This is a genomic window from Pseudomonas sp. VMV1, assembly GCF_056790235.1.
In genome coordinates this window covers 13,829-35,371 of record NZ_JBXGSE010000009.1, presented here as the reverse complement: position 1 = coordinate 35,371, position 21,543 = coordinate 13,829, and the positions used below count along the sequence as shown (strand labels likewise).

Genomic DNA, 21,543 nt, shown 5'->3' with positions numbered 1-21,543 from the left:
GTAATTCATGGACTACGAGCTGCAAGACATTCGATCTTTCGTGAAGATCGCCGAACTAGGCAGCTTCCATGAAGCGGCCGATGCCCTGCACCTGTCGCAGCCAGCCCTGAGTCGGCGCATCAAGAAGCTGGAAGACGGCCTGGGCACGCCCCTGCTCGAACGCACCACTCGTCGCGTCGGACTCACCAGTGTCGGACGGGATTTCCTGCCCAAGGCACGCCGGCTGCTGGATGACTTCGAGGATTCCATCCTCAGCATCCGCGAACTGGCCGAACGCCAGACCGGCCAGGTCACCCTGGCCTGCATCCCCACCGCGGCCTTCTACTTCCTGCCCTCGGTGATCCGCCAGTACAACGCGCAATACCCCAAGATCCGCATCCGCCTGCTGGACCTCAGTGCCAATGATGGTCTGGAAGCCGTGCTGCGTGGCGAGGCGGACTTCGGCATCAACATGCTCAGCGGCCAGCACCCGGACATCGAGTTCGTGCCTCTGGTGCAGGAGCAGTTCGTGCTGGCTTGCCGGCGCGACCACGAACTGGCCGGGCGCCCGTCGATCAGCTGGGGCGAACTGGTCGAGCACCGGCTGATCGGCGTAGGTCGCCTGAGCGGCAACCGGGTGCTACTCGACCATGCCCTCTCCGCCCGTGGCATCCGTCCCAAGTGGTTCTATGAGGTACAGCACCTGTCCACCTCCCTGGGCATGGTGGAAGCCGGGCTGGGCGTTTCCGCCATGCCCAGCCTGGCCATGCCAGCCGCCGACCATCCGACGCTGGTCAGTGTGCCCCTTACCGATCCGGAGGTAACCCGGACCCTGGGCCTGGTGTCCCGGCGCGGCGCCTCCCTGTCCCCCGCCGCGGAAAAATTCGTTGCCATCCTGCTTGGCCAGTGGAAGACCGAACAGCCCTAGCGCGGGTCCTGGATGCCATCGCGTCCCGAGCTGATGCGGCCAAGCGCCAGTATCTAGTGAACGCCGCCCCTGATCGGATGGTCTGTTGGCTGCAATAACTGGTTACGGTCGAGTCCGCTCATGTCCCTCGCGCGATTACCGCGTCCCGCTCTGCGCCTGCCGACCTTCAAGGGTGGGCAGCCCCTGCCATTCCGGTTGGCTGCCACTCTGGTCGTGGCCACCCTGCTGGCCGGCTGCTCGCCCCTCCAGCATGGTTTCCTCGTGCCCGCAGGGCTCGCCGCCAGTGGCGAGCGGGACCTGCTGCAGTGGATCGTCGGCCTGGCGCTGGTGGTGGTGTTGCCGGTGATCCTGCTGACCCCGCTCATCGTCTGGCGCTATCGCCACGGCAACGATCGCGCTGCCTACCGGCCGCGCTGGGAGTTCTCCTGGCTGCTGGACATCTTCGCCTGGGGCGTGCCGGCGCTGATCGTGGTAGCCCTGGCCTTCCTGGTCTGGACCCGGACCCATAGCCTGGACCCCTATCGCTCGCCAACGCCCAGCGTGGCGCCGCTGGAGGTCCAGGTGATCGGCCTGGACTGGAAGTGGCTGTTCCTCTACCCCGAGCAGGGCATCGCCAGTGTCAACGAACTGGTCCTGCCGGCGGGCCGTCCGGTACAGCTCAAGCTCACCAGCGATACGGTGATGCAGTCGCTGCTGTTGCCGCGCCTGGGCGGCCAGATCTATGCCATGGCCGGCATGCAGACGCAGCGCTATCTGCAGATTCCCGCGCCCGGCCAGTTCGAGGGACGCAATGCTCAGTACAGCGGTAAGGGCTTCCAGGACCAGCACTTCCCGATCCGGGTGTTGGGCGAGGCCGACTTTCAAGCCTGGACCCAAAGGGTGGGTCAGGCTCGCGAGGCGCTGGACTGCGCTCATTACCAGGTGCTGGCCCGCCCCGGCACCCTGGAGCAGGCCGCCGAGCTGCGCCTGACCCAACCCGCTCTCTTCGCCTGGGTGCTGGCGCGCTATCGCCAGGATCCGGTACCCGCCTGCGACACCTTCACCGGAGCCGCCCATGACTGACTCCTCGGCCCTCTGGCACCTGCTGTTCGGCCGCCTGGGCTACGACGCCCTGCCCTTCTACAGCCTGGTCGCCACCTGCGGCGCCAGCGTGGTGATCCTCGGCGCCCTCGCCACGGCCGGGGTGATCACCTGGCTCGGCAAATGGCGCTATCTCTGGCAGGAGTGGTTCACCAGCCTGGACCACAAACGCATCGGCATCATGTATGTGGTGCTGGCCCTGGTGATGTTCAGCCGTGGCGTGGTGGAAGGGGTGATGATGCGCACCCAGCAGGCCCTGGCCATCGACGCGCCGGGCTATCTGCCGCCGGAACACTTCGGGCAGCTGTTCAGCACCCACGGCACCATCATGGTGTTCTTCGTCGCCATGCCCTTTCTTACCGGGCTGATCAACTTCGTCATGCCGCTGCAGATCGGCGCCCGCGACGTGCGCTTTCCGCTGCTCAATGCCATCAGCCTCTGGTTGACGGTAGCCGGCGCGGCGCTGGTGATGGTCTCACTGGTGCTGGGGCGCTTCTCCACTGGTGGCTGGAGCGGCTATCCGCCCTATACCGGCATCGAATACCAGCCCGGCGTCGGCCCGGACTACTGGATCTGGGCCCTGACCCTGAGCTCCCTGGGCAGCACCCTCACCGGCCTCAACTTCGCGGTCACCCTCTACAAGGAGCGGGCGCCGGGCATGCGCCTGTTCCACATGTCGCTGTTCAGCTGGACCGCGCTGTGCACCAGCATCCTGATGATCTTCGCCATGCCGCCGCTGACCGTGGCCACCCTGCTGCTGGCCCTGGACCGCTACCTGGACTTCCACTTCTTCACCAATACCCAGGGCGGCAACCTGATGAACTACATCAACCTGTTCTGGCTGTTCGGCCACCCGGAGGTGTACATCCTCATCCTGCCAGCCTTCGGGGTGTTTTCCGAGGTCTTCGCCACCTTTTCCACCAAGCGTCTCTATGGCTATCACTCGCTGGTCTGGGCCACCCTGGTGATCGCCGTGCTCTCCTTTACCGTGTGGCTGCACCACTTCTTCACCATGGGCCAGAGCCCCAAGATCAACGCCGCCTTCGGCATCGCCACCATGCTCATCGGCATTCCCACCGGGGTGAAGATCTACGACTGGATGGCGACCATGTTCCGCGGTCGCATCCGCCTGACCACGCCGCTGATCTACGCGGTAATGTTCATCATGCTGTTCGTGATCGGCGGCCTCACCGGCATCACCCTGGCGACGCCGCCGGTGGACTACCAGGTGCACAACACCGTCTACCTGGTCGCCCACTTCCACAACATGCTGATCCCGGGAATGCTGTTCGGCATGCTGGCCGGCTACCACTTCTGGTTTCCCAAGGCCTTCGGCTTCCGCCTCGACGAACGCTGGGGCCGCATCGCCGCGCTGAATTTCGGGCTGGGCTTCATCCTCGCCTTCATGCCCCTGTATGTGCTGGGCGTCTCCGGTCTGCCGCGGCGCAGCCAGGCCATCCACAACCCCGATTTCGCCCCGCTGCTGTGGGTCGCCGAACTCGGCGCGGTGGTGCTGCTGGCCGCCCTGGGCAGCCTGGTGATTCAGCTGGTGGTGAGCATTCGTCGCCGCGACAGTGCGCGGGTGCCGGCGGGTGATCCCTGGAACGGCCGCACCCTGGAATGGGCGGTTGCCGCGCCGCCGCCGGAGTACAACTTCGCCGTGCCGCTGCCGATCAACGACCGGGATCCCTTCACCTGGCTCAAGGAACAAGGCCTGGCCTACGACCGGCCGCGGACCTATGCCGATCTGGTGCTTCCCAAGAACAGTGCCGTCCCGGCCATCGTCGGCGCGGCGGGCTTCGCCTGTGCCTTCGGCCTGGTGTGGCACATCGGCTGGATGGCCGTACTGGGGCTGCTGGTGGCCTGGGGGGCGGTCATCGCCCGCAGCTTCCAGCGCGATACCGAGCGACTGATCTCGGCGGCGGACGTTCGGCGCGAGCATGAGGCCTGGCTGGATGAGGTCGCCGCGACCCGCCCCGTCACGCGCGACGAGGAAACCGGGCCGGGCAATCGTGGCCTGGCGGAGATGGGGCCATGAGTCCGCGTGACATGAATCACGCCGGTCTCAATGTCGGCGCCACCGATCACGCCACCCACGCCGAGGCCGAATACTCGCTGTTCGGCTTCTGGATCTTCCTGATGAGCGACGCCCTGGTGTTCGCGCTGCTGTTCGCCATCTACGCGACGCTACAGCACGCCAGCGCCGGGGGACCGGTCGCCCGGGACGTCTTCGAGATAGGCAGTGTCACCGTCCAGACCCTGGTGCTGCTGGCCAGCAGCTTCGCCTACGGTCTGGCGTCGCTGGCGATGAAGTACCACGAGGGTCGGCTGCGGCCCATGGTGACCTGGCTGCTGGCGACCCTGGCCTTGGGCCTGGTCTTTCTTGGCCTGGAAGTGCATGACTTCCTCGGCATGGCGGACCAGGGCGCCCTGCCCCAGCGCAGCGCCTTTCTCTCGGCCTTCTTCGCTCTGGTAGGCATGCACGGGGTGCACGTCGCCAGTGGCTGCCTGTGGCTGGTGGTGATGCTGGTGCAACTGAGGGTGTTCGGCCTGGATACGCCCGTGAAGACCCGGCTGATGCGCCTGGGGCTGTTCTGGCATTTTCTCGATATCGTCTGGGTCGCCATCCTGTCGGTGGTCTACCTGCAGGGGCTGTTGCCATGAAGCGTGACGACTATCGCCGCGAATTGGCGAGCTATGTGACTGGCCTGACGCTGGCCGTGCTGTTGAGCCTAATCCCCATCGCCCTCATCCAGTTTCCCAGCCTGCCGCGCGGAACCACCCTTGGCGTCATCTTTGGCCTGGGCCTGCTGCAGATCCTGGTGCACCTGCGTTGCTTCCTGCATATCAGCCTGGGCCGTTCGCACCGCCACGACCTCTATCTGCTGCTGTTCACCAGCCTGATCCTGGTGCTGATGGTGGTGGGCAGCCTGGTGGTGCTGGGGGATCTACATCACCGCATGGGTTGAGCGCAGTTGCCGCCCCTCCAGGGGCGGCAACGCGATCGTCTCTCGGCAGGGCCTTACTGGGTGCGAGTCACGCGCCAGATGGTGTTGGCCAGGTCGTCGGCGATGATGACGCCGCCTCGCTGATCCACCGCCACCCCGACCGGTCGGCCACGGGTCTTGCCGTCTTCGCCATAGAAGCCGGTGGCGAAATCGACAGGCTCGCCGGCCGGACGGCCATCCTTGAAGGGCACGAAGACCACCCGGTAACCCACCGGCTTGTCGCGGTTCCAGCTGCCGTGTTCGCCAACGAAGACGCCGTCGGTGAACTGCCCGCCCACCGCCGCGGTGGAAAAGCTCAGGCCCAGGGCGGCAACGTGAGAGCCCAGGCTGTAATCGGGCTTGATGGCCGCCGCCACCTTGGCTGGATCCTGCGGCTTGACCCGCGGATCGGCGTTCTGGCCCCAGTAGCTGTAAGGCCAGCCATAGAAGCCGCCCTCACGAATCGAGGTCAGGTAGTCGGGCACCAGGTCCGGGCCGAGTTCGTCACGCTCGTTGGCCACTGCCCAGAGCTGGCCGCTGCCGGGCTGCATGGCCAGCGCCGTGGGATTGCGCACGCCGGTGGCATAGGCCTTGTGGGCGCCACTCTGGGCATCGATCTGCCAGATCTCCGCGCGATTCACCTCGACGTCCAGGCCACGCTCGCCGACGTTGCTGTTGGAGCCGATGCCGACATAGAGGTAGCGGCCATCAGGACTCGCGGCGAGCGACTTGGTCCAGTGGTGATTGATCGCCGCCGGCAGGTCCACCACCTTGGTCGGCGCGCCACCGGCCTGGGTCTGGCCGTCCTGGTAGGGAAAGCTCACCAGGGCATCCTGGTTGGCCACATAGATGCGGCCGTTGGCGAAGGCCAGGCCGTAGGGGGCATTGAGATTCTCCGCGAACACCGTCTTGAGTTCGTAGGTGCCGTCGCCGTCGGCGTCACGCAGCAGGGTCAGGCGATTGCCACCCTTCACCTGGGTGTTGCCCTTCGCCTTGATGTAGCCGGCGATGACATCCTTGGGCTTGAGCTTGGGCGCATTGCCGCCCCGGCCTTCGGCTACCAGGATGTCGCCGTTGGGCAGCACCAGCATCTGCCGGGGAATGCGCAGGTCGGTGGCGATGGCGGTGATCTTGTAGCCTTGGGGAACGGCGGGCGTGCGGTCGCCCCAGGCCGCCGGCTCGGCGATCTTCATGCTCGGCAGGAGGCCGCGCTGGGGTTCAGGCAGCTTGGGATCGGGACCTCGGGCCTGGGTATCGGCGCCACCCTCGCCACCGCACGCGGCGAGCAACATGGCCAGACTGAGGGCGCTCAGGGCTCTTGGCGTGCTCATCGGGTCACCTCCGAACGCAGATTGGACAGGCCGATCCAGGCAGCCGCCAGGCTCAGCACCGTGACGACCACAGAGAGGATCAGCCCGTTAGGCATCACCGCCCAGGCATCCTTGGCGTGTTCGAAGGCATTGACCAGCCCGAGCACCCAGGCCAGCAACAGCAGGAGGAAGTAGACCGCCGGCCGGCCACCCTTGCGTTCGGCGCGGATCAGATTGACCAGCGCGAACAGCAGCGCCAGCCCCGACAGCAGCAGGGCGCCAGCGATCAGCCAGGCCGCGAAGTTGGCCCACTGGATGTGATAGGTCTGGTAGTAGGCGATATCGCTGAGCAGACCGCCGATAAACAGCGGCACAGAGCCGCCCAACAGCAGCGCATGCAGCGGGCCGGGCCGGACGGGATGGTAATGATGGGCAGCTACGGTCACTGACGACTCCTTTTCATGACAGGACGCCGTGGGCCGAATGGCCACCACGACGGGAAGGACGCACTGAAAAGGATTGCTGGCGCGCGAGGTTAGTTCAGCCGTATCGCTTGGCGGACACCTCTTGAAAAAGAAGAGATAATGACAGGCTCGTTGCAGCCGCGGCGTCTACCAGGCGCCTGCGCGGACGAGCCGTCCCTGCAATCCGCTGTCCAGCCGCCGACCATCGGGCTGGATGCCACCTCGTCTACAGGAATCCCTCGCGCATGACCTCTTCCCGGTCCGTCGACCAGGCCTCCCGGCGCGCGGCCATCGCCCTCGCCTTCTGCCTGCCCAGCGACGTGCTGCTCTACCTCGTCCTGCCCATGTACGCCCCGGTCTTCGGCATCACCCTGATCGAAGCTGGCATCCTGCTGGCCGCCAACCGGGTGATCCGCATCGTCGGCTATCGCTATGTGGTGCAGCTCTATGCCCGTTTCGGCGATCGGCGCAGCCTGGTGGTGGCCGCCGCGGTGGCCGCGCTCTGTGCCCTGGGTAACGCCAATCTCTCGGGCTTCTGGGCACTGGTGGGGCTGCGCCTGGCCTGGGGCCTGAGTTTCGCCACCTTCAACCTGTCTACCCAGGTGCTGGCCACCGCCGATCCGGCCGGTGCTGCCCGGCGCACCGGCACCTCCCGGGCGCTGATCGCCATCGGTCCCATGCTGGCCCTCTCCGCGGGCGCCTGGCTCACCCTGCAATACGGGCCGCGCGCGGTGCTGCTGCTCTGCAGCGGCCTCTGCCTGATCGGCCTGCTGTTGGCCCTGGGGCTGCCCAGCGCCGGGCACCAGTTGCCGGCACCCGGGCGCCGCCTGCGCTGGCCGGATCGCATCGTCACCTGGTCCTTCATCGAAGGGGTGACCCTGGACGGCTTGTTCATCTTTGGCCTGTCGGCCTTTTCCCAGGCGGTGCTGGGCGGCGACGCGGTGCTGGTGGCCGGGCTGCTGATGGCGCTGCGTTATGTGTCCGACATGCTGCTCAGCCCGCTCGGCGGCCGGGCGGCGGATCGCTATGGCGCAGCGCCTATGCTGGTGGCCTGCTCGACGTTGACGGCGCTATCGCTGACCGCCTTTGGCTTCCACTGGCTGATCCTCGGCGCCGGCGGGGTGCTCATCCTGCGCGCCCTGCAGATCCCCCTGGTGGTGACCCTGGTCGCCACCCGCCATCCGGGTCAGGCACGGCTGCCAGCGCTGGCGTCCAACGCCATGTGGCGCGACGTGGGTGCAAGCGTGGGGCCGCTGCTGGCGGGCGTGCTCATCCCGCTGGTGCCTTCGACCCTGCTGTACCCGTTGTCCGGCCTGGCCATCCTGGTCAGCTCCCTGGCGTGCCTGAAATTGAAACCGGCTGCCGAGTAGCCATCCGTACCCTGGCGTCCATTGCGGACGCCAGGGTCTGCCTGCCGCTACTTGCCGTGGGCCTGCAGCACCGGCTCGCTGACGCCCTTGACGCCCACCAGGGTCAGGCTGGTCAGCAGCACGTTCTGCGGGCCCTGGTAGGCGTCCACCGGCTTGTACCACTCCGCCAGCGAGTGGGCACTGCCGCCCTCCCCGCCGCCGCTGATGGTCATGGCCGGCACACCCAGGGACATGGCGGTGTTGGAGTCGGTGCTGCCACCGCTCAAGGTGACCTTGGCGCCGTTGGTTACCGCCGCGATGGAGCGCTGCGCCGTCTGTACCATGGGCGAATCCTCCGCCGTGCCACCGGCTGGACGATCACCGATCAGCTTGATGTCGACCGAGATCTGATCGGTGTCCCAGCGCTTGTTCTCCTCCTTCACCGCGTCCTGCACCAGAGCCAGGATCTCCTTCTCTTCCGCCAGCAGCGCGGCCTCCTCGTTGGATCTCATGTCCAGGGTCAGGCGCGCTTCGCCGGCGATGGCGTTGACCGAGGTGCCGCCCTGCACCGTGCCCACGGTAAAGGTGGTCTTGGGCTCCTTGGGCGGCCGCACCTCGGCGATCTTGGCGATGGCACGACCCATGGCGTGGATGGCGCTGGGTCGACCGAATTCGGCGAAGCTGTGGCCACCCGGGCCCTTGAAGGTCATCTCGTAGCGGTGGCTGCCGGTGCCGCGATTGACGATCCGCCGCACGTCGATGCCGTCCACCGAGATGAAGCCATCGATGCCCTGGCGATCCTTGAACAGGGCCTTCACCCCGCGCAGGTTGCCGAGCTCCTCCTCGCCCACGGTGCCGACGAATACCAGATCACCCACCGTCTCGATGCCGCTCTTGTTCAGGGCGTCGATCACCGACAGCAGCGCCGCCAGGCCCCGGGCGTCATCGCCGATACCGGGGCCGTAGGTCTTGCCGTCCTTTTCCTTGAGGGTCAGGTCGGTGCCCTCGGGGAACACCGTATCCAGGTGCGCCGAGACCACCAGCTGCGGGCCCTGGCCGCTGCCCTTGCGGGTGGCGATCACATAGCCTTCCGGGGCGATGCTGGCGTCCTTGAGACCCAGCTCCTGGAAACGCTTGAGGTAATACTCGGCGCGCACCTTTTCCTTGAACGGCGGCGAGGGAATCTGGGCGATGTGCTTCTGTTCCGTGAAGGTACGGCCATCATCGGCGCGCAGCGCGTCCAGCGCCTTGGCGACCCGGGCATCGCCCTGCACCGAGGACAGGGCGCCCTCGACGGTGGGTGCCGCAGCCAGGGGTAGCGACAGGGTGGCGGTCGCCGCCGTAATAATCATTGCGGAAAAGCGATTGGCCAAAGCCGAACGAGCAAAAGACATCTGACACTCCCATTGCCTGAATTGGTATTCCGATCGGGCGCAATCGTCTGACGAATACACCCTTGCCTGACCCTAGGGGTGCGCGAACGAAAGGTCAAAGAACGGGGCGCTATCGGATATGTAGCGTCGCTCAGGGTGCTGCTTTCGACTCACAGGTCCAGAAATGTCCGGCCTTCGGCCGCTAGCTGCCTGAGCCGTGGCGAGATCCGCGTCCCGCGCTCGGCCAGGGCGGCGGACCAGCCTTCCAGGGTGGTGACGATCCGCTCCAGCCCACACTCGTCGGCGTGGTACAGCAGCCCGCCGCGATAGCGCGGAAAGCCGTAGCCGTGCAGCCAGACCAGATCGATGTCCACTGCTTGCTCGACGATGCCCTCCTCCAGCAGCCAGGCCGCCTCGTTGATCATCACGAACAGGCAGCGTTCGAGGATCTCCGTATCACTGTAGCTGCGTGGGGTGACGCCCCGGCGCTCACGGTGGGCGGCGAGCAGCTCTGCGACCAGGGGATCCGCCTGGCCCCGGCGCTGACCCGGTTCATAGCGGTAGTAGCCGGCGCCGGACTTCTGGCCAAGACGACCGAGGGCGTGCAGCTGCTCGATCAGGTCGCAGGCCCGCTCGGCAGGGCTGAGGGATTCACCCCGCCCCTGGCGATTGCGCCAGGCGATGTCGATCCCGGCCAGGTCACGCAGCTCGAAGGGCCCCATGGGAAAGCCGAATTCACGCAGCACCCGGTCGACCTGTTCGGGGGCCGCGCCCTCTTCCACCAGCAGGGTCGCCTCGCGCTCACGCACCGCGAGCAGGCGATTGCCGACGAAGCCATGGCAGTTGCCCACCGCCACCGTGGTCTTGCCCAGACGCTCGCCCAGCTGCAGGGCACTGGCCAGGACAGCAGGCGCGACCGCGCGGGTCCGAACCACCTCCAAGAGCTTCATCACCTGGGCCGGGCTGAAGAAGTGCATGCCGATCACCGCCTCCCGTCGGCCGGTCACCCCGGCGATGGCATCGATATCGAGATAGGAGGTGTTGGTCGCCAGGATGGCGCCGGGCTTGGCCAGGCGATCGAGCTGACGAAAGACCTCCTGCTTGACCGCCAGATCCTCGAACACCGCCTCGATGATCAGATCGGCGTCGGCTACCGCGTCCAGGGTCGTTTCACAGCGGATCAGGGCGGCGCGCGCGTTGGCCTGATCCGCCGTCAGGCGGCCCTTGGCCAGGGCCCCGGAGAAATAGCTGTCGATAGTGGCGCGGCCCCGTTCCAAGGCCTGCGGCTGAGTATCGATCAGGACGGTGGCCAAGCCGGCGTTGGCCAGGCAGAGGGCGATACCGCTGCCCATCAGCCCCGCGCCGATCACCGCCACTTGCCGCAACGCTACGGGAGGCGCCGCCTTGGCCAGGGCGCGGTTACGACCCGCCAGGGCGCGCTCGGCGAAGAACACATGGCGCAGGGCTCGGGCCTGGGCGGACTCGCGCCGGGCAACGAACAGCTCACGCTCGCGCTGCAGGGCGGCGGACAGCGGCAGCTGCCAGGCACCGCGCAAGGCGTCCAGCGCCAGCACCGGTGCCTCCTGGCCCGGCAGCTTGCGCAGCAAGGTATGCGCCTGGACCTCGAAGGCGTCGGGGTCGAACGGAGATACCGTCTGCGCCGCCGTCGGCCGTGGCGACAAGGAGGGATGATCACTCAGAAAGCCCTGGGCCAGGGCCAGCGGTTCACCCTCGCCCAGACCATCGATCAGCCCCGCGCCAAGCGCCGCGCTGGCATCCAGGCGCGTGCCGCCCACGATCATGTCCAGCGCCAGGGGTGCGCCAACCAGGCGCGGCAGGCGCTGGGTGCCGCCCGCGCCCGGGATCAGGCCCAGGCTGATTTCCGGCAAGGCGAAGGTGGTAGCGGTCGCCGCGACCCGGTAATGACAGGCCAATGCCAGCTCCAGCCCACCGCCCAATACCGTGCCATGCAGCGCGGCGATCACCGGCTTGGGCGAGGCTTCGAGGGCCGCCAGCACCTCCGGCAGATGGGGCTCCTGCAGCGGCAGGTCGAATTCGCGGATGTCGGCGCCGGCGACGAAGGTCCGTCCGGCGCAGGTGATCACCAGGGTCTGGATCCCGTCATCGGCCAGGCCCTCCTGCAGCCGTGCCAGGAGCCCCGCACGCACCTCGCGGGACAGGGCATTGACCGGTGGATGGTCCAGGGTGATGACGCCCAGGGCGTCGATCCGTTGCAGGGTTACGGTGGTCATATGAGGTCTCCCGAAGGGTCAGAGCAGCGACAGCGGATAGCTGGCGATGACGCGGACGTCATTGGCGTCCCGCGAGAAATCGGAACGGTAGGTGGCGCTGCGCAGGCGCAGGTTCAGGCCTTTGAGCGAGCCGCCCTGCAGCACGTATTGCAGCTCCACATCCAGTTCTCGCTCGCCGCCGGACGCGCCTCCGCGCAGTTCGGCCTGGCTGCCGCGTACGAAGCGCGTCATGAAGTTCAGGCCAGGAATACCCAGTTGACCCAGGTCGTAGTCGTAGCGTGCCTGCCAGGAACGCTCATTGGTCTCGGCGAAGTCGCCCACCTGAACGAAGTTGACCAGATAGGGATCGGTGCCATTGACATAGGGAAAGGCCGTTGAGCCCGACATCTTCTGATAGCCCAGGCCCAGGGAGTGGCCGGCGCGCTTGTAGGTACCCAGGGCGCTGAAGGCGCGGTTGTCGATCCGTCCGCCGCGGGCGCTGCCCTCGTCGTCGCTGTCGAACAGCCGCACCTCGGTGAGAAAGGCGCCCCAGTCGCCCTTGCGGCGGTCGGTCAGGCCGAGAAAGCGCTGGCGATAGACATCTTCCAGCACGGCGTACTGGGCGCTCACATCGGTGGTGGTGCCGAAGCGGTAGATGGCGCCGACGACATTGAAATCTCCCCCTTCCAGGGAACCGCTGAAACGGCGATTCTTGTTGTTCAGCGAGAGACCGTCGGCCCCGGAGCTGTCGCGATAGACCGTGCGCTGGATGTTGGCGCCGGTAAGGGTCAGACCCTTGATCTCCTTGAATTCGAACTGGCTGCCCTCGAAGGTCTGGGGCAGCAGGCGGCCATTGTTGGTGACCAGGGTCGGCCAGCGCGGTAGCAGGGTGCCGATCCGCAACTCACTCTTGGAGAGACGCGCCTTGAAGGTCGCCCCGGCCTTGGCGTACTCGCCGGGTGCGCGGCCCTCGTCGTCTACCGGCAGCAGACCGGTGCCGGTGCGCCCACGGCCCGAATCGAGCTTCAACCCCACCAGGCCCAGGGCGTCCAGGCCGAAGCCAAGGGCGCCCTGGGTAAAGCCGGATTCGTACTTGAGGATGAAACCCTGGCCCCACTCCTCGCGCTTGGACTGGCCGCTGCCATCGCGGAAGTCGCGATTCATATAGAAGTTGCGCAGTTCCAGGGTGGCCTTGCTGTCTTCGAGGAAGCCATCGGCATAGGTAAGGGGCGACAGCAGGGCAATACCCAGCCCTGCCGCCAGGATCGGCTTGTCATGATGCCTGTGCATAGGAGGTCTCTACCGAACCCTGGCCGCCCGCGGCGCGCCAGGGGGATGGAAGGAAGCGTGCGGTTCAGCGCACCTGCGTCAGGTAGTCGGCGGCGGTACCGGGGATCTGGGTGTTCTGGATCTGACCCAGGAAGGTGATGGCGCGCTGGACGTCTTCATCGGTGAGATAGGGCGTCGCGGGGAAGGACTTGCGGTTGTTCTTCCAGGCGGCGGCATAGACCTCGTCGTTGACACCCTCGAAGCGGGTGCGCACGGCCTTGGCGGCCTCGTCCGGATGCTGGCTGATCAGCTGGGTGGCATCACTGAGCGCGGCGAGAAAGGCCTTGACCGTGTCCGGGTGCTCTTGCGACCACTCGCGGCGAGCGCTCAGGGCGATGGAAGGATAGCCGTCCAGGGCCTTCACCTGGCCCTCGGACATGTCCAGCAGGGTGAAGCCCTTCTGCTCGATCACCGCGCTGTCCGACGCCGGCGACGACAGCGCGAAGCCGTCGATGCGGCCCTGGGCGAAGGCGGCCAGCATGGCGCCGCCGTTGTTCAGGTACAGCAGGGTGAAGTCCTTCTCCGACTGCAGCTTGGCTTCCTGGCCGAGGAAGCGCACCAGGAAGTCGGCGCTGCCGCCAGTACCGCTGACCGCCAGGCGCAGCCCCTTGAAGGCGGCCAGGCGCTGCTCGACGGTGGAGTTGGCGTTCAGCCCCAGGCGGTCGGCCACCTCCTGGCGGATCACCACGTTGCTCGCATACTGGCCGACCATGCGCCCCAGCAGGGTCACGTCGGCGCCCTTCACCTTGGCGTTGATGGCGTTCTGGATGGCGCAGGAACAGAACTCCACCGAGCGGCTGACCAGCCCGGAGGCGGCGGCGCCGCCACCCTTGAACTTGACCAGGCTGACGTCCAGCCCGTGCTTCTTGAACAGCCCGGCATCCAGCGCCACGAACAGCGGCATGTGCACGAAACCTTCGGTACCTATGGCCACCTTGACCGCTTCATCGGCCTGCACGGCGGGGGTGGCGGTGAGCAGCGCGGCGCTCAGGCCGAGGGCGGAAAACAGACGCTTGAACGACATGGCAAAGACCTCTCTTCTTCTTGTAATGGCTAGTGGGGGCGATCAGATCGAGAGTTCGCGGGCGTCCTGTTCCTTCTTCCAGGGCATCAGCGCGGTTTCCAGCTTGCGCACCGCCGCCTGCAGCAGCAGCGCCAGGAAGATGATCGCCAGCAGCGCGGCGAAGACCCCGGCGGTGTCCAGCTGGCCGGCGGCGTCCTGCAGCAGGTAGCCCAGGCCACGGTTGGCCGCCATGATCTCGCCGACGATGGCGCCGATCAGCGCATAGGGCACCGACAGCTTGAGCCCGGTGAACACCCACTGGATGGCCGAGGGCAGCACCACCTTGCCGATCAGGTGATGTTCCTTGGCACCCATCAGCCGCAGGATCTCCAACTGCTCGCGCTCCACGGCGCGCACGCCGCTGTAGGTGTTGAGGAACACCAGGAAGAACACGATGGTGGCGGTCAGGATGATCTTCATCTCGATGCCGATGCCGAACCACATGATGAACAGCGGCGCCAGGGCCACCTTGGGCAGGCTGTAGATGGAGATCAGGATGGGGTCGAGCAGCTTGGCCAGGGTCTCGTTGCGGCCCAGCAGCAGGCCGACGCTGATCCCGGCGCAAGCGCCGCAGAAGAAGCCGGCCAGGGTCTCGACGACGGTGATCCAGCCGTGGGCGAACAGCCGGCCACTGGAGACCAGCTCGACGAAGCGGCCACCGATCTCGCTGGGCGAGCTGACGAAGAAGGGATCCACCAGCGGTCCCGAGGCGAACTGCCAGGACAGCAGGATGACGGCGAAAATGGCGACGCGGCCGAGAAAGATGTTCATAGCAGGATTCTCCAGGGGTGGGCCGCTCAGGCGTCTTGGCTCGGGGTGATGAATTCCCAGAGATCACCGCAGAGCTGGTGATACCGCGGGTCCTTGCGCAGCTGCAGAATGTTGCGCTCGTCGCCCAGGGGGATGGGCACGTCGCGGACGATGGTGCCGGGGCGACCGGAGAAGATCAGGCAGCGATCGCCCAGGGCCACCGCCTCGTCCAGGTCGTGGGTGACGAACAGCACGGTCTTCTTCAGCTGGCGACTGAGCTTGAACAACTCGGTCTGCATGCGCATGCGCAGCTGGGCATCGAGCGCCGCGAACGGCTCGTCCATCAGCAGGGTCTCGGGATCGTAGGCCAGCAGCCGGGCCAGGGCGGCGCGCTTGCGCATGCCCCCGGAAAGCTGGCTGGGATAGGCCTTCTCGTGCCCTTCCAGGCCGACCAGGGCCAGCAGGTCGCGGATGCGTGCCTGGCGTTCGGCCTTGCCCACCCCGCGGATCTCCAGGGGCACGGCGATGTTGCCGGCCACGTCGCGCCAGGGCAGCAGGTGATCGCTCTGGGTCATGTAGCCGGTGCGGCCGTTGATGCCCTTCACCGGCTGACCACCGTAGAGCACCTGGCCTTCAGTGGGGGCGAACAGGCCGGCCACCATGTTGAGCAGGGTCGACTTGCCGCAGCCGGAAGGACCGACGATGGTCACCACCTGGCCTTGCTGGATGTCGACAGTGATGCTGTGCGAAGCCTGTTTCGCCACGCCCTTGACGGTAAAGGCCTTGGCGACGTTGCGAAAGGAAATCACGGTGGGCGCCGGGGCGATGCCACCGATCGGCTCGCGAGGGCTGGCGTTCTTCAGTACGGCGGACATGGCATTACTCCCGGTTCGAGGACGTGGCGTCGGGTTCAGGACTCATGAACGACGCGACGGCGCCTGACGGTAGGAATGCACACCATGGGAGGTTGATCTGGAAGCTGTTCATAGTGACCTACTTATTGTTATGAGTCAGAAATGAAGCGTTCTTGGATTATGCAAGGGTGAACCTGAGCGGCAATGGCGCTGTTCCACCCTGTGGAACAGCGACGCTTCAGCTCAGCACCGTCAGACCGTCGAGGGCGACCACGCCCTGCCCTTGCGGCCTGACCAGCAGCGGATTGATCTCGGCTTCCTGCAGGCGCTCGCCCAGACGCAGGGCCATGTCGGAGAACGCCACGATGCAGTGCGCCGCCGCCTCGACGTCGGCCTTGGGTCGGCCGCGATAGCCGTCCAGCAAGGGGTAGGTACGCAATTCGGCGAGCATTTCCCGGGCATCCTCCAGGGTCACCGGCAGCAGGCGCAGCGTGGTGTCCTGGAATAGTTCGGCCGTCACCCCGCCCATGCCGAGCAGCAGTGCCGGGCCCAGTTGCGGATCACGGGTGAAGCCGAGGATCAGCTCCTCGCCGCCGCTGACCATTTCCTGCACCAGGAAGGCCTCGGGATCGAAGCCGACCTGGGTGGTCACCTCGTCGCGCATGCGCTCCAGACGCGCACCGATCCCGTCAGGTCGCTGGCGCAGGGCCACGCCGCCCACCTCGCTCTTGTGCGGGATGCGCGCCGAGAGCACCTTGAGCACTACCTCGCCGCCCAGTTCAAGGGCCGCCGCTTCGGCCTGACGCGCGTCACCCACTACCCGCTCGCGGGTGACCGGAATGCCAAAGGTCTCGTAGAGCTGCTTGCTGCGCGCCTCGTCCAGCGGACCCGGTTGCAGACCGGGCAAGGTGACCCCTGCCGTGTCCGTGACGGTACCGACTTGGGCCTGCCGCTGGCGAGCGAAGCTGCCCTGCAGGGCCAGGGCCTTGAGCGCACCGGCACAGCTTTCAGGGGCACTGAAGGCTACGCCGCCCGAGCCGTTGATACGCTGCGCCGCTGCCGGCGCATGGGGACTGATATAGGCCAGGACCGGCTTGGTCGAATGGGCCAGGCTGTCGCGGATGGCATCCGCCATCAGGTGCGGCTGGGCCACCCCGGAGGAACCCACCACGCTGATCACCGCGTCATAGTCGGGGCTGTCCAGCAGGATGCTGATGGCGCCACGCATCACCTCCGGTTGCAGACCCGCCAGGGTCAGGTCGATGGGATTGCGGTCGAGCACCGCCTGGTCGCCGACGTCCAGGGCGCGCAGTCGCGCCGCCGTCTCCGCGCCGGGCGGCGGGGTCTGGAAGCCGTTGACGCCCAGGTTGTCGGCGATCAGGGTGCCGGCGCCACCGGTGGAGGTGAGGATGGCCACCCGGGTGCCCTGCATCACCCGGCCACTGGCCAGGGCGAAGGGAATGTCCAGCAGGTCGGCGAAGGTCTCGGCGCGGATCACCCCGAGCTGGCGGAAATAGGCCGAATAGAGATCGTCCGAGCCGGCCAGGGCGCCAGTATGGGAGGCCGCGGCGCTGGCGCCGGCTTCCGAACGGCCGACCTTGAACACCACCACCGGCTTGCCGGCAGCGCGGGCCCGGCCCACGGCGCGGGTGAACCTGGCGGTGTCGCGCAGCCCTTCGAGGTAGAGGGCAATCACCGCAGTCGCCGGATCGTCAGCCAGGTGGTCGACGAAGTCGGCGACGTCCAGATCCACCTCGTTGCTGGTGGAGATCAGCTTGGAAAAGCCGATGCCGGCCGCCACGCCGCGAGAGAGCAAGGCGCCAAGGATGCCGCCGCTCTGGGACACCAGGGCCACCTTGCCCGGCAGCAGGGCATCCATGTCCAGGGCGCCACTGGCGGACAGGGTGATGCGCTCGCTGACGTTGACCAGGCCAATGGTATTGGGGCCGAGGATACGCATGCCGCCGCGCGCGGCCTGGAGTTCCGCCTGGCGGCGGATGCCGCTCTCCCCCGTTTCGCCATAGCCGCCAGCCAGCACGATGGCCGCCGCACAGCCCAGCGCCGCCAGTTCGGCCACCGCCTGATTGGCGCGTTCGGCACCCAGCAGGATGACGGCCACGTCCGGCACCTCGGGCAACTCGGCGATGGAGGGATAGCAACGCAGGCCGTCGATCTCCTCGTAGCGCGGATTGACCGGGTAGAGGCGTCCTTGGAAACCATGCTTGCGCAGGAAGGCGATGGGTCGGCCGGAGGTCTTGCGGGCGTCGCCCGAGGCGCCGATGACGGCGACGCTGGCCGGGCTGAGCAGACGGTCGAGGGCGCTCATCGCTGGCCACCCGTGCTCTTGCGCGCCAGGAAGGCGGCGACCGACTCCTGATGCTCGCTGGAGGTGTAGCAGATACCCTGGGCCTGGCTGCCCATGGCCGAGATCTGGCCCTGGGTCAGTTCGAAGGTATTGTTGAGGATCGACTTGCTCAGGCCCAGTGCCGTGGCGGAACCGGCGGACAGTTGCAGCGCCCAGTCCTGGGCCGCTGGCAGCAAGGCGTCGTGGGGCACCACACGGTCGATCATGTTGATGCGCTCGGCTTCGCCCGGCGCGACGGTACGACCGGTGAAGATCAATTCCTTGGCCCGGCTCAGGCCGACCCGCCGTGGCAGGAAATAAAGGCCACCGCCGTCAGGGATGAGGCCGCGGGCGATGTAGCTCATGGCGAAGGACGCCTGCTCGGACGCGATGATGAAGTCGCAGCTCAATGCCATGTCGCAGCCCAGCCCGGTGGCGGCGCCGTTGACCGCGGCGATGGTCGGCTTGGGCAGGTTGTGCAGCAGCGAAACGGCGTGGTGAACCCGTTGCTGGCGCTTCCAGCCGTTGAAGGCCACCGAACCGGCCGGCGCACTCATGCGCGCCTGCATGCCCTTGATGTCGCCACCGGCGCAGAAGCCCTTGCCGGTACCGGTCAGGATCAGCGCCTTGATCTCGCTGTCGGCGGCGATACGCTCCAGGTGCTCGATCAGCAGCGTTCGCATGTCGTCACTGATGGCGTTGCGCGCTTCAGGACGGTTGAGCGTCAGGGTGGCGATGCCCTGGGTCACCGTCAGCTCGATGGGGGTCGACGATTCGGGAGCTGTCGTCATGGGAGGCCTCTCTCTTATTCTTGGGTTGATTGGCTGCCCGGATCTGCGCCAGGCTTGAAATCAATCTGCGCGAGGAGACCTATCATGACAACGCAGCCATTCCACCAGGTGGAACACGCCATCGCCGAGCCGAACGCCGCCGACATGCCTGGCCAGGGCAAGGCGCCGGCCAACCGCTCGCTGGAGCGTGGCCTGGATGTCCTGCGGGCCTTTCGTCCGGGCACCGAATACCTCACCAATGGTGACCTCAGCGACCTCCTCGGCCTGGCCAAGTCCACCGTCAGCCGCCTGACCCAGACCCTGGTGCGCACCGGCTTTCTGGACTACGACGGCGGCCGCAGCGCCTATCGCCTGGCGCCGACCTTTCTCGGCCTGGCCCATGCCATGCACCAGGGCAGCAGCCTCTTGCAGGCCGCCTCGCCGCTGATGATCAAGGTGGCGCGGGAACACCAGGTCAACGTCAGCCTGGCGGCGGCGGACCGCGACGAGATGATCTACCTGGAGTCGATTCGCCTGAGTCAACGCAAGACCCCGCGCAACGTCCTGGTCGGCCAGCGCCTGCCGATGGACATCACCTCCCTGGGCCGCGCCTGCCTCGCCGGCCTGGGCGAAGCCCAGCGCGAGACGCTGATCGCCACCTTCTGCGCCCGCCGCTGCGAGGCGCGCCGGGCGCCGCTGGAACAGGAGATCCGCGCCGCCATCGCCAGCGTCCGCCACAAGGGCTACTGCCTGGCTGCCTGGCAACCCGAGGTGGTCGCCATCGCCACCCCCCTCGGCCTCCCCGGCTACCGCACCCATGCCCTCAACATCAGCCTGGCCACCCCGCTGTCGGAGGCGGAGATCGAGGAGCGCTATGCCGGGGTACTGCTGGAATTGGCCAGGGAGATCAGGGCGGTCTGTGGGGGTGATCCTGGCGGACTGAAGTGATGTCTTGGGGCAACATCTCCGCCCGCGAGGCCATCCTTCCGCTCCATGCTCCCCCCTTGCCTATTACTGAAAACTGGTTGACCTCGGTAGAGCAGCGGGGGCACCCGCCCTACCTGACCAGGCTACATCCTGGCCCGGCCAGGCTCACTTGGCCCGCCCGGCCTCGCCCAGGTGCTCCAGCGCCCACTGCTCTGCGCTAGTCACCGCGAAACCGTGCTGGGCATTGAAGGTGGTTTCCATCGGCCAGGCGACGCCGCGGCCCTGGCCGAAGACGGCACGGTACTTCCGGATGTGCTTGGCATTCTCGTCGGACTCCTTCTCCATGTCGTCCACCAGGCAGGGAACCGACCAGACATTGGTTTTGAAGGGACGCTTCAATACCCACTCCAACAGGCCGGCCACCTCGCCGTAGGCCAGGGTATCGCCCGCGAGATAGACGATTTCATTGCAGAAACGTGGCTCGAAGAACACGATCTCCGCGGTCAGCCTGCCGATGTCTTCAGGCGTGGTGAGGGTAACGCAGGTATCCAGGCTGCCCAGTGCATTCACGGTATCCGTTTCGAAATCGACTACCCCGAACACGGGTTCAAACAGGAAGCTGGTGAACATCCCGGTGGAAATGATCACCCACTCGGTCTGGCGCTGGGCGCGCAGCAATTCCCGCACCTCGAGTTGCGCATCGAACAGGTCCTGGGGACTGCCCCGACCGATGACGTCGTAGTCCACTCCGAATTGCCAGGGAAAGTAGCGTTCCACGCCGGAAGCGAGTGCTGCACGAGCCAGCTTCATGGGGGTTTCCCGCCCCGCAACCATGCCGGCACAACCGATGACGGTATCGAATTGCGCGAAGACCGCCGCCAGGTCGGCAATGGAATCCTTGACCAGGTCGCCCGCCACCAGGGCAACGCCGAGCGCGCGCAGCTCGTCTATCTCCTTTTTCTTACCAGGTTCCTGGCTGTCGAGCGTGGACTGGCGCAGCAGCACGCTGATCCGCGAGCCCGGCTTTTGCCCGGAGAGCCGGGCGAGATTGCGCAGCACCGGCAGACCGAGTTCGCCGGCGCCGAGTACGAGAATGGATTGGGTAGCGGTAGGGAATTGGGCAGTCATCATGACTCCTGACGTCAGGTGTAAGATGAGTGAATGCTGGCAGACGCCAGCAGCGCTCAGAAGAAGGCACACGCGTGATACCAGGGGATGAGATGACCGATCTGGAGATCCTCCGACAGTCCGAAGCCATCTGCCAGACGCTCAGGCGGGATGAAGACGGGGTACGCCGGGAGGTGCTGACCCATGCGGGCAGTCGCTGGTCCCTGGGGGTCCTGCATTCGCTTGGAGTCTATGGCGTCATGCGGCATGCCGAACTGGCGCGACAACTGTCGGGCATCACCCAGCGGATGCTGACCAAGACCCTGCGCGCCCTCGAACGTGACGGCCTGCTGCTGCGGCACGACTTCGACGAAGTCCCGCCCCGGGTCGAATACGAATTGACGCCGCTGGGCCTGAGTTTGCTGATCCGGATGACGCCCATCTGGACCTGGGTCATCGAGAATGTCGAAGATTTCCGCGCCGCGCGCCGTGCCTTCGATGAGCGAGTTCACGAGAAGCCGGCGTGGCAATCGCCAAGGCCCATGCCGGACGAGCCAACCGGCGAAGACCCACGGGCCTGAATGGGACCGCCAGGGCAACCCACCGCGTTCCGCGGGGGCTGGCATCGTGAGCCAGGCCTGGCCGGTGAACGCCAACCGGATCCTGCCGCCCCTTTCGTGCTCGCACCTTACCCACTC

19 protein-coding genes are annotated in these 21,543 nt (G+C 66.6%); 8 read left to right on the top strand and 11 right to left on the bottom strand.

The annotated features are described in order from the left end of the window. Window positions 1-7: 7 nt before the first annotated feature. The 5 genes from ACUCV0_RS21265 to ACUCV0_RS21245 all read left to right on the top strand — a co-directional run bounded on the left by ACUCV0_RS21265 (window position 8) and on the right by ACUCV0_RS21245 (window position 4,956). Window positions 8-907, top strand: a complete 900-nt coding sequence (locus tag ACUCV0_RS21265) for a LysR family transcriptional regulator (RefSeq protein WP_059315095.1) — start codon at window positions 8-10, stop codon at window positions 905-907. Window positions 908-1,027: 120 nt separating this feature from the next. Continuing rightward, on the top strand, window positions 1,028-1,969 hold the full coding sequence (locus ACUCV0_RS21260) for a cytochrome ubiquinol oxidase subunit II (RefSeq protein WP_271655036.1): 942 nt from the start codon (window positions 1,028-1,030) through the stop codon (window positions 1,967-1,969). Further along, the gene (locus tag ACUCV0_RS21255; RefSeq protein WP_434774315.1) at window positions 1,962-4,025 is read left to right on the top strand and encodes a cbb3-type cytochrome c oxidase subunit I; all 2,064 of its coding nucleotides are present in this window, start codon (window positions 1,962-1,964) and stop codon (window positions 4,023-4,025) included. Before ACUCV0_RS21260 ends, ACUCV0_RS21255 begins: the two co-directional genes overlap by 8 nt. Further along, window positions 4,022-4,651, top strand: a complete 630-nt coding sequence (locus ACUCV0_RS21250) for a cytochrome c oxidase subunit 3 (protein ID WP_482213600.1) — start codon at window positions 4,022-4,024, stop codon at window positions 4,649-4,651. The genes ACUCV0_RS21255 and ACUCV0_RS21250 overlap by 4 nt, the downstream gene beginning before the upstream one ends. Then, window positions 4,648-4,956 carry a cytochrome o ubiquinol oxidase subunit IV gene (locus ACUCV0_RS21245; protein ID WP_059315098.1) on the top strand — a complete coding sequence of 103 codons (309 nt, stop codon included), beginning with the start codon at window positions 4,648-4,650 and terminating at the stop codon, window positions 4,954-4,956. Before ACUCV0_RS21250 ends, ACUCV0_RS21245 begins: the two co-directional genes overlap by 4 nt. 53 nt (window positions 4,957-5,009) lie before the next feature. Here the strand turns inward: ACUCV0_RS21245 and ACUCV0_RS21240 are convergent, their stop codons facing one another. Continuing rightward, window positions 5,010-6,305: a PQQ-dependent sugar dehydrogenase gene (locus ACUCV0_RS21240; protein WP_482213599.1), complete on the bottom strand. Its 1,296-nt coding sequence runs from the start codon at window positions 6,303-6,305 to the stop codon at window positions 5,010-5,012. Beyond that, on the bottom strand, window positions 6,302-6,730 hold the full coding sequence (locus tag ACUCV0_RS21235) for a DUF2231 domain-containing protein (RefSeq protein ID WP_271655041.1): 429 nt from the start codon (window positions 6,728-6,730) through the stop codon (window positions 6,302-6,304). The genes ACUCV0_RS21240 and ACUCV0_RS21235 overlap by 4 nt, the downstream gene beginning before the upstream one ends. Window positions 6,731-6,993: 263 nt before the next feature. On the opposite strand from ACUCV0_RS21235, the gene ACUCV0_RS21230 reads away from it, so the two are divergent. Further along, complete coding sequence (locus tag ACUCV0_RS21230; RefSeq protein WP_482213598.1) at window positions 6,994-8,118, top strand: MFS transporter; 1,125 nt, start codon at window positions 6,994-6,996, stop codon at window positions 8,116-8,118. Between the two features lie 47 nt (window positions 8,119-8,165). Here the strand turns inward: ACUCV0_RS21230 and ACUCV0_RS21225 are convergent, their stop codons facing one another. The 8 genes from ACUCV0_RS21225 to ACUCV0_RS21190 all read right to left on the bottom strand — a co-directional run bounded on the left by ACUCV0_RS21225 (window position 8,166) and on the right by ACUCV0_RS21190 (window position 18,832). Further along, window positions 8,166-9,491 carry a M20/M25/M40 family metallo-hydrolase gene (locus ACUCV0_RS21225; RefSeq protein WP_313649166.1) on the bottom strand — a complete coding sequence of 442 codons (1,326 nt, stop codon included), beginning with the start codon at window positions 9,489-9,491 and terminating at the stop codon, window positions 8,166-8,168. 149 nt (window positions 9,492-9,640) lie between these two features. Next, on the bottom strand, window positions 9,641-11,722 hold the full coding sequence (locus ACUCV0_RS21220; protein ID WP_482213597.1) for a 3-hydroxyacyl-CoA dehydrogenase NAD-binding domain-containing protein: 2,082 nt from the start codon (window positions 11,720-11,722) through the stop codon (window positions 9,641-9,643). 18 nt (window positions 11,723-11,740) lie between these two features. Further along, on the bottom strand, window positions 11,741-12,991 hold the full coding sequence (locus ACUCV0_RS21215; RefSeq protein ID WP_482213596.1) for an OprD family porin: 1,251 nt from the start codon (window positions 12,989-12,991) through the stop codon (window positions 11,741-11,743). A 64-nt stretch (window positions 12,992-13,055) separates the two neighbouring features. Continuing rightward, window positions 13,056-14,054 carry an ABC transporter substrate-binding protein gene (locus tag ACUCV0_RS21210; protein WP_271655045.1) on the bottom strand — a complete coding sequence of 333 codons (999 nt, stop codon included), beginning with the start codon at window positions 14,052-14,054 and terminating at the stop codon, window positions 13,056-13,058. A 42-nt stretch (window positions 14,055-14,096) separates the two neighbouring features. Further along, window positions 14,097-14,864 (bottom strand): ABC transporter permease, encoded by a 768-nt coding sequence (locus tag ACUCV0_RS21205; protein ID WP_059315106.1) that lies wholly within the window; start codon window positions 14,862-14,864, stop codon window positions 14,097-14,099. Between the two features lie 26 nt (window positions 14,865-14,890). Further along, window positions 14,891-15,718 (bottom strand): ABC transporter ATP-binding protein, encoded by an 828-nt coding sequence (locus tag ACUCV0_RS21200; protein ID WP_017641234.1) that lies wholly within the window; start codon window positions 15,716-15,718, stop codon window positions 14,891-14,893. Window positions 15,719-15,935: 217 nt separating this feature from the next. Continuing rightward, window positions 15,936-18,023, bottom strand: a complete 2,088-nt coding sequence (locus ACUCV0_RS21195; RefSeq protein WP_313649161.1) for an acetate--CoA ligase family protein — start codon at window positions 18,021-18,023, stop codon at window positions 15,936-15,938. Beyond that, complete coding sequence (locus ACUCV0_RS21190; protein WP_059315108.1) at window positions 18,020-18,832, bottom strand: enoyl-CoA hydratase/isomerase family protein; 813 nt, start codon at window positions 18,830-18,832, stop codon at window positions 18,020-18,022. Before ACUCV0_RS21190 ends, ACUCV0_RS21195 begins: the two co-directional genes overlap by 4 nt. An 84-nt stretch (window positions 18,833-18,916) precedes the next feature. On the opposite strand from ACUCV0_RS21190, the gene ACUCV0_RS21185 reads away from it, so the two are divergent. After that, the gene (locus tag ACUCV0_RS21185) at window positions 18,917-19,759 is read left to right on the top strand and encodes an IclR family transcriptional regulator (protein ID WP_482213595.1); all 843 of its coding nucleotides are present in this window, start codon (window positions 18,917-18,919) and stop codon (window positions 19,757-19,759) included. A 144-nt stretch (window positions 19,760-19,903) separates the two neighbouring features. Here ACUCV0_RS21185 and ACUCV0_RS21180 read toward each other — a convergent pair whose 3' ends face one another. Further along, a complete protein-coding gene (locus tag ACUCV0_RS21180) occupies window positions 19,904-20,866 on the bottom strand; it encodes an aromatic alcohol reductase (protein WP_482213594.1) in 963 nt (320 codons plus the stop codon). Between the two features lie 92 nt (window positions 20,867-20,958). On the opposite strand from ACUCV0_RS21180, the gene ACUCV0_RS21175 reads away from it, so the two are divergent. Next, window positions 20,959-21,426: a winged helix-turn-helix transcriptional regulator gene (locus tag ACUCV0_RS21175; RefSeq protein WP_482213593.1), complete on the top strand. Its 468-nt coding sequence runs from the start codon at window positions 20,959-20,961 to the stop codon at window positions 21,424-21,426. Window positions 21,427-21,543: the final 117 nt, after the last annotated feature.

What these genes read in the sequence shown, in the direction of transcription:
- ACUCV0_RS21265 (WP_059315095.1), top strand. Translation starts at nt 8, where the DNA reads ATGGACTACGAGCTGCAAGACATTCGATCTTTCGTGAAGATCGCCGAA.
- ACUCV0_RS21175 (WP_482213593.1), top strand. Translation starts at nt 20,959, where the DNA reads ATGACCGATCTGGAGATCCTCCGACAGTCCGAAGCCATCTGCCAGACG.
- ACUCV0_RS21195 (WP_313649161.1), bottom strand. Translation starts at nt 18,023, where the DNA reads ATGAGCGCCCTCGACCGTCTGCTCAGCCCGGCCAGCGTCGCCGTCATC.
- ACUCV0_RS21240 (WP_482213599.1), bottom strand. Translation starts at nt 6,305, where the DNA reads ATGAGCACGCCAAGAGCCCTGAGCGCCCTCAGTCTGGCCATGTTGCTC.
- ACUCV0_RS21185 (WP_482213595.1), top strand. Translation starts at nt 18,917, where the DNA reads ATGACAACGCAGCCATTCCACCAGGTGGAACACGCCATCGCCGAGCCG.
- ACUCV0_RS21225 (WP_313649166.1), bottom strand. Translation starts at nt 9,491, where the DNA reads ATGTCTTTTGCTCGTTCGGCTTTGGCCAATCGCTTTTCCGCAATGATT.
- ACUCV0_RS21180 (WP_482213594.1), bottom strand. Translation starts at nt 20,866, where the DNA reads ATGACTGCCCAATTCCCTACCGCTACCCAATCCATTCTCGTACTCGGC.
- ACUCV0_RS21260 (WP_271655036.1), top strand. Translation starts at nt 1,028, where the DNA reads ATGTCCCTCGCGCGATTACCGCGTCCCGCTCTGCGCCTGCCGACCTTC.
- ACUCV0_RS21200 (WP_017641234.1), bottom strand. Translation starts at nt 15,718, where the DNA reads ATGTCCGCCGTACTGAAGAACGCCAGCCCTCGCGAGCCGATCGGTGGC.
- ACUCV0_RS21230 (WP_482213598.1), top strand. Translation starts at nt 6,994, where the DNA reads ATGACCTCTTCCCGGTCCGTCGACCAGGCCTCCCGGCGCGCGGCCATC.
- ACUCV0_RS21245 (WP_059315098.1), top strand. Translation starts at nt 4,648, where the DNA reads ATGAAGCGTGACGACTATCGCCGCGAATTGGCGAGCTATGTGACTGGC.
- ACUCV0_RS21190 (WP_059315108.1), bottom strand. Translation starts at nt 18,832, where the DNA reads ATGACGACAGCTCCCGAATCGTCGACCCCCATCGAGCTGACGGTGACC.
- ACUCV0_RS21250 (WP_482213600.1), top strand. Translation starts at nt 4,022, where the DNA reads ATGAGTCCGCGTGACATGAATCACGCCGGTCTCAATGTCGGCGCCACC.
- ACUCV0_RS21255 (WP_434774315.1), top strand. Translation starts at nt 1,962, where the DNA reads ATGACTGACTCCTCGGCCCTCTGGCACCTGCTGTTCGGCCGCCTGGGC.
- ACUCV0_RS21215 (WP_482213596.1), bottom strand. Translation starts at nt 12,991, where the DNA reads ATGCACAGGCATCATGACAAGCCGATCCTGGCGGCAGGGCTGGGTATT.
- ACUCV0_RS21210 (WP_271655045.1), bottom strand. Translation starts at nt 14,054, where the DNA reads ATGTCGTTCAAGCGTCTGTTTTCCGCCCTCGGCCTGAGCGCCGCGCTG.
- ACUCV0_RS21205 (WP_059315106.1), bottom strand. Translation starts at nt 14,864, where the DNA reads ATGAACATCTTTCTCGGCCGCGTCGCCATTTTCGCCGTCATCCTGCTG.
- ACUCV0_RS21220 (WP_482213597.1), bottom strand. Translation starts at nt 11,722, where the DNA reads ATGACCACCGTAACCCTGCAACGGATCGACGCCCTGGGCGTCATCACC.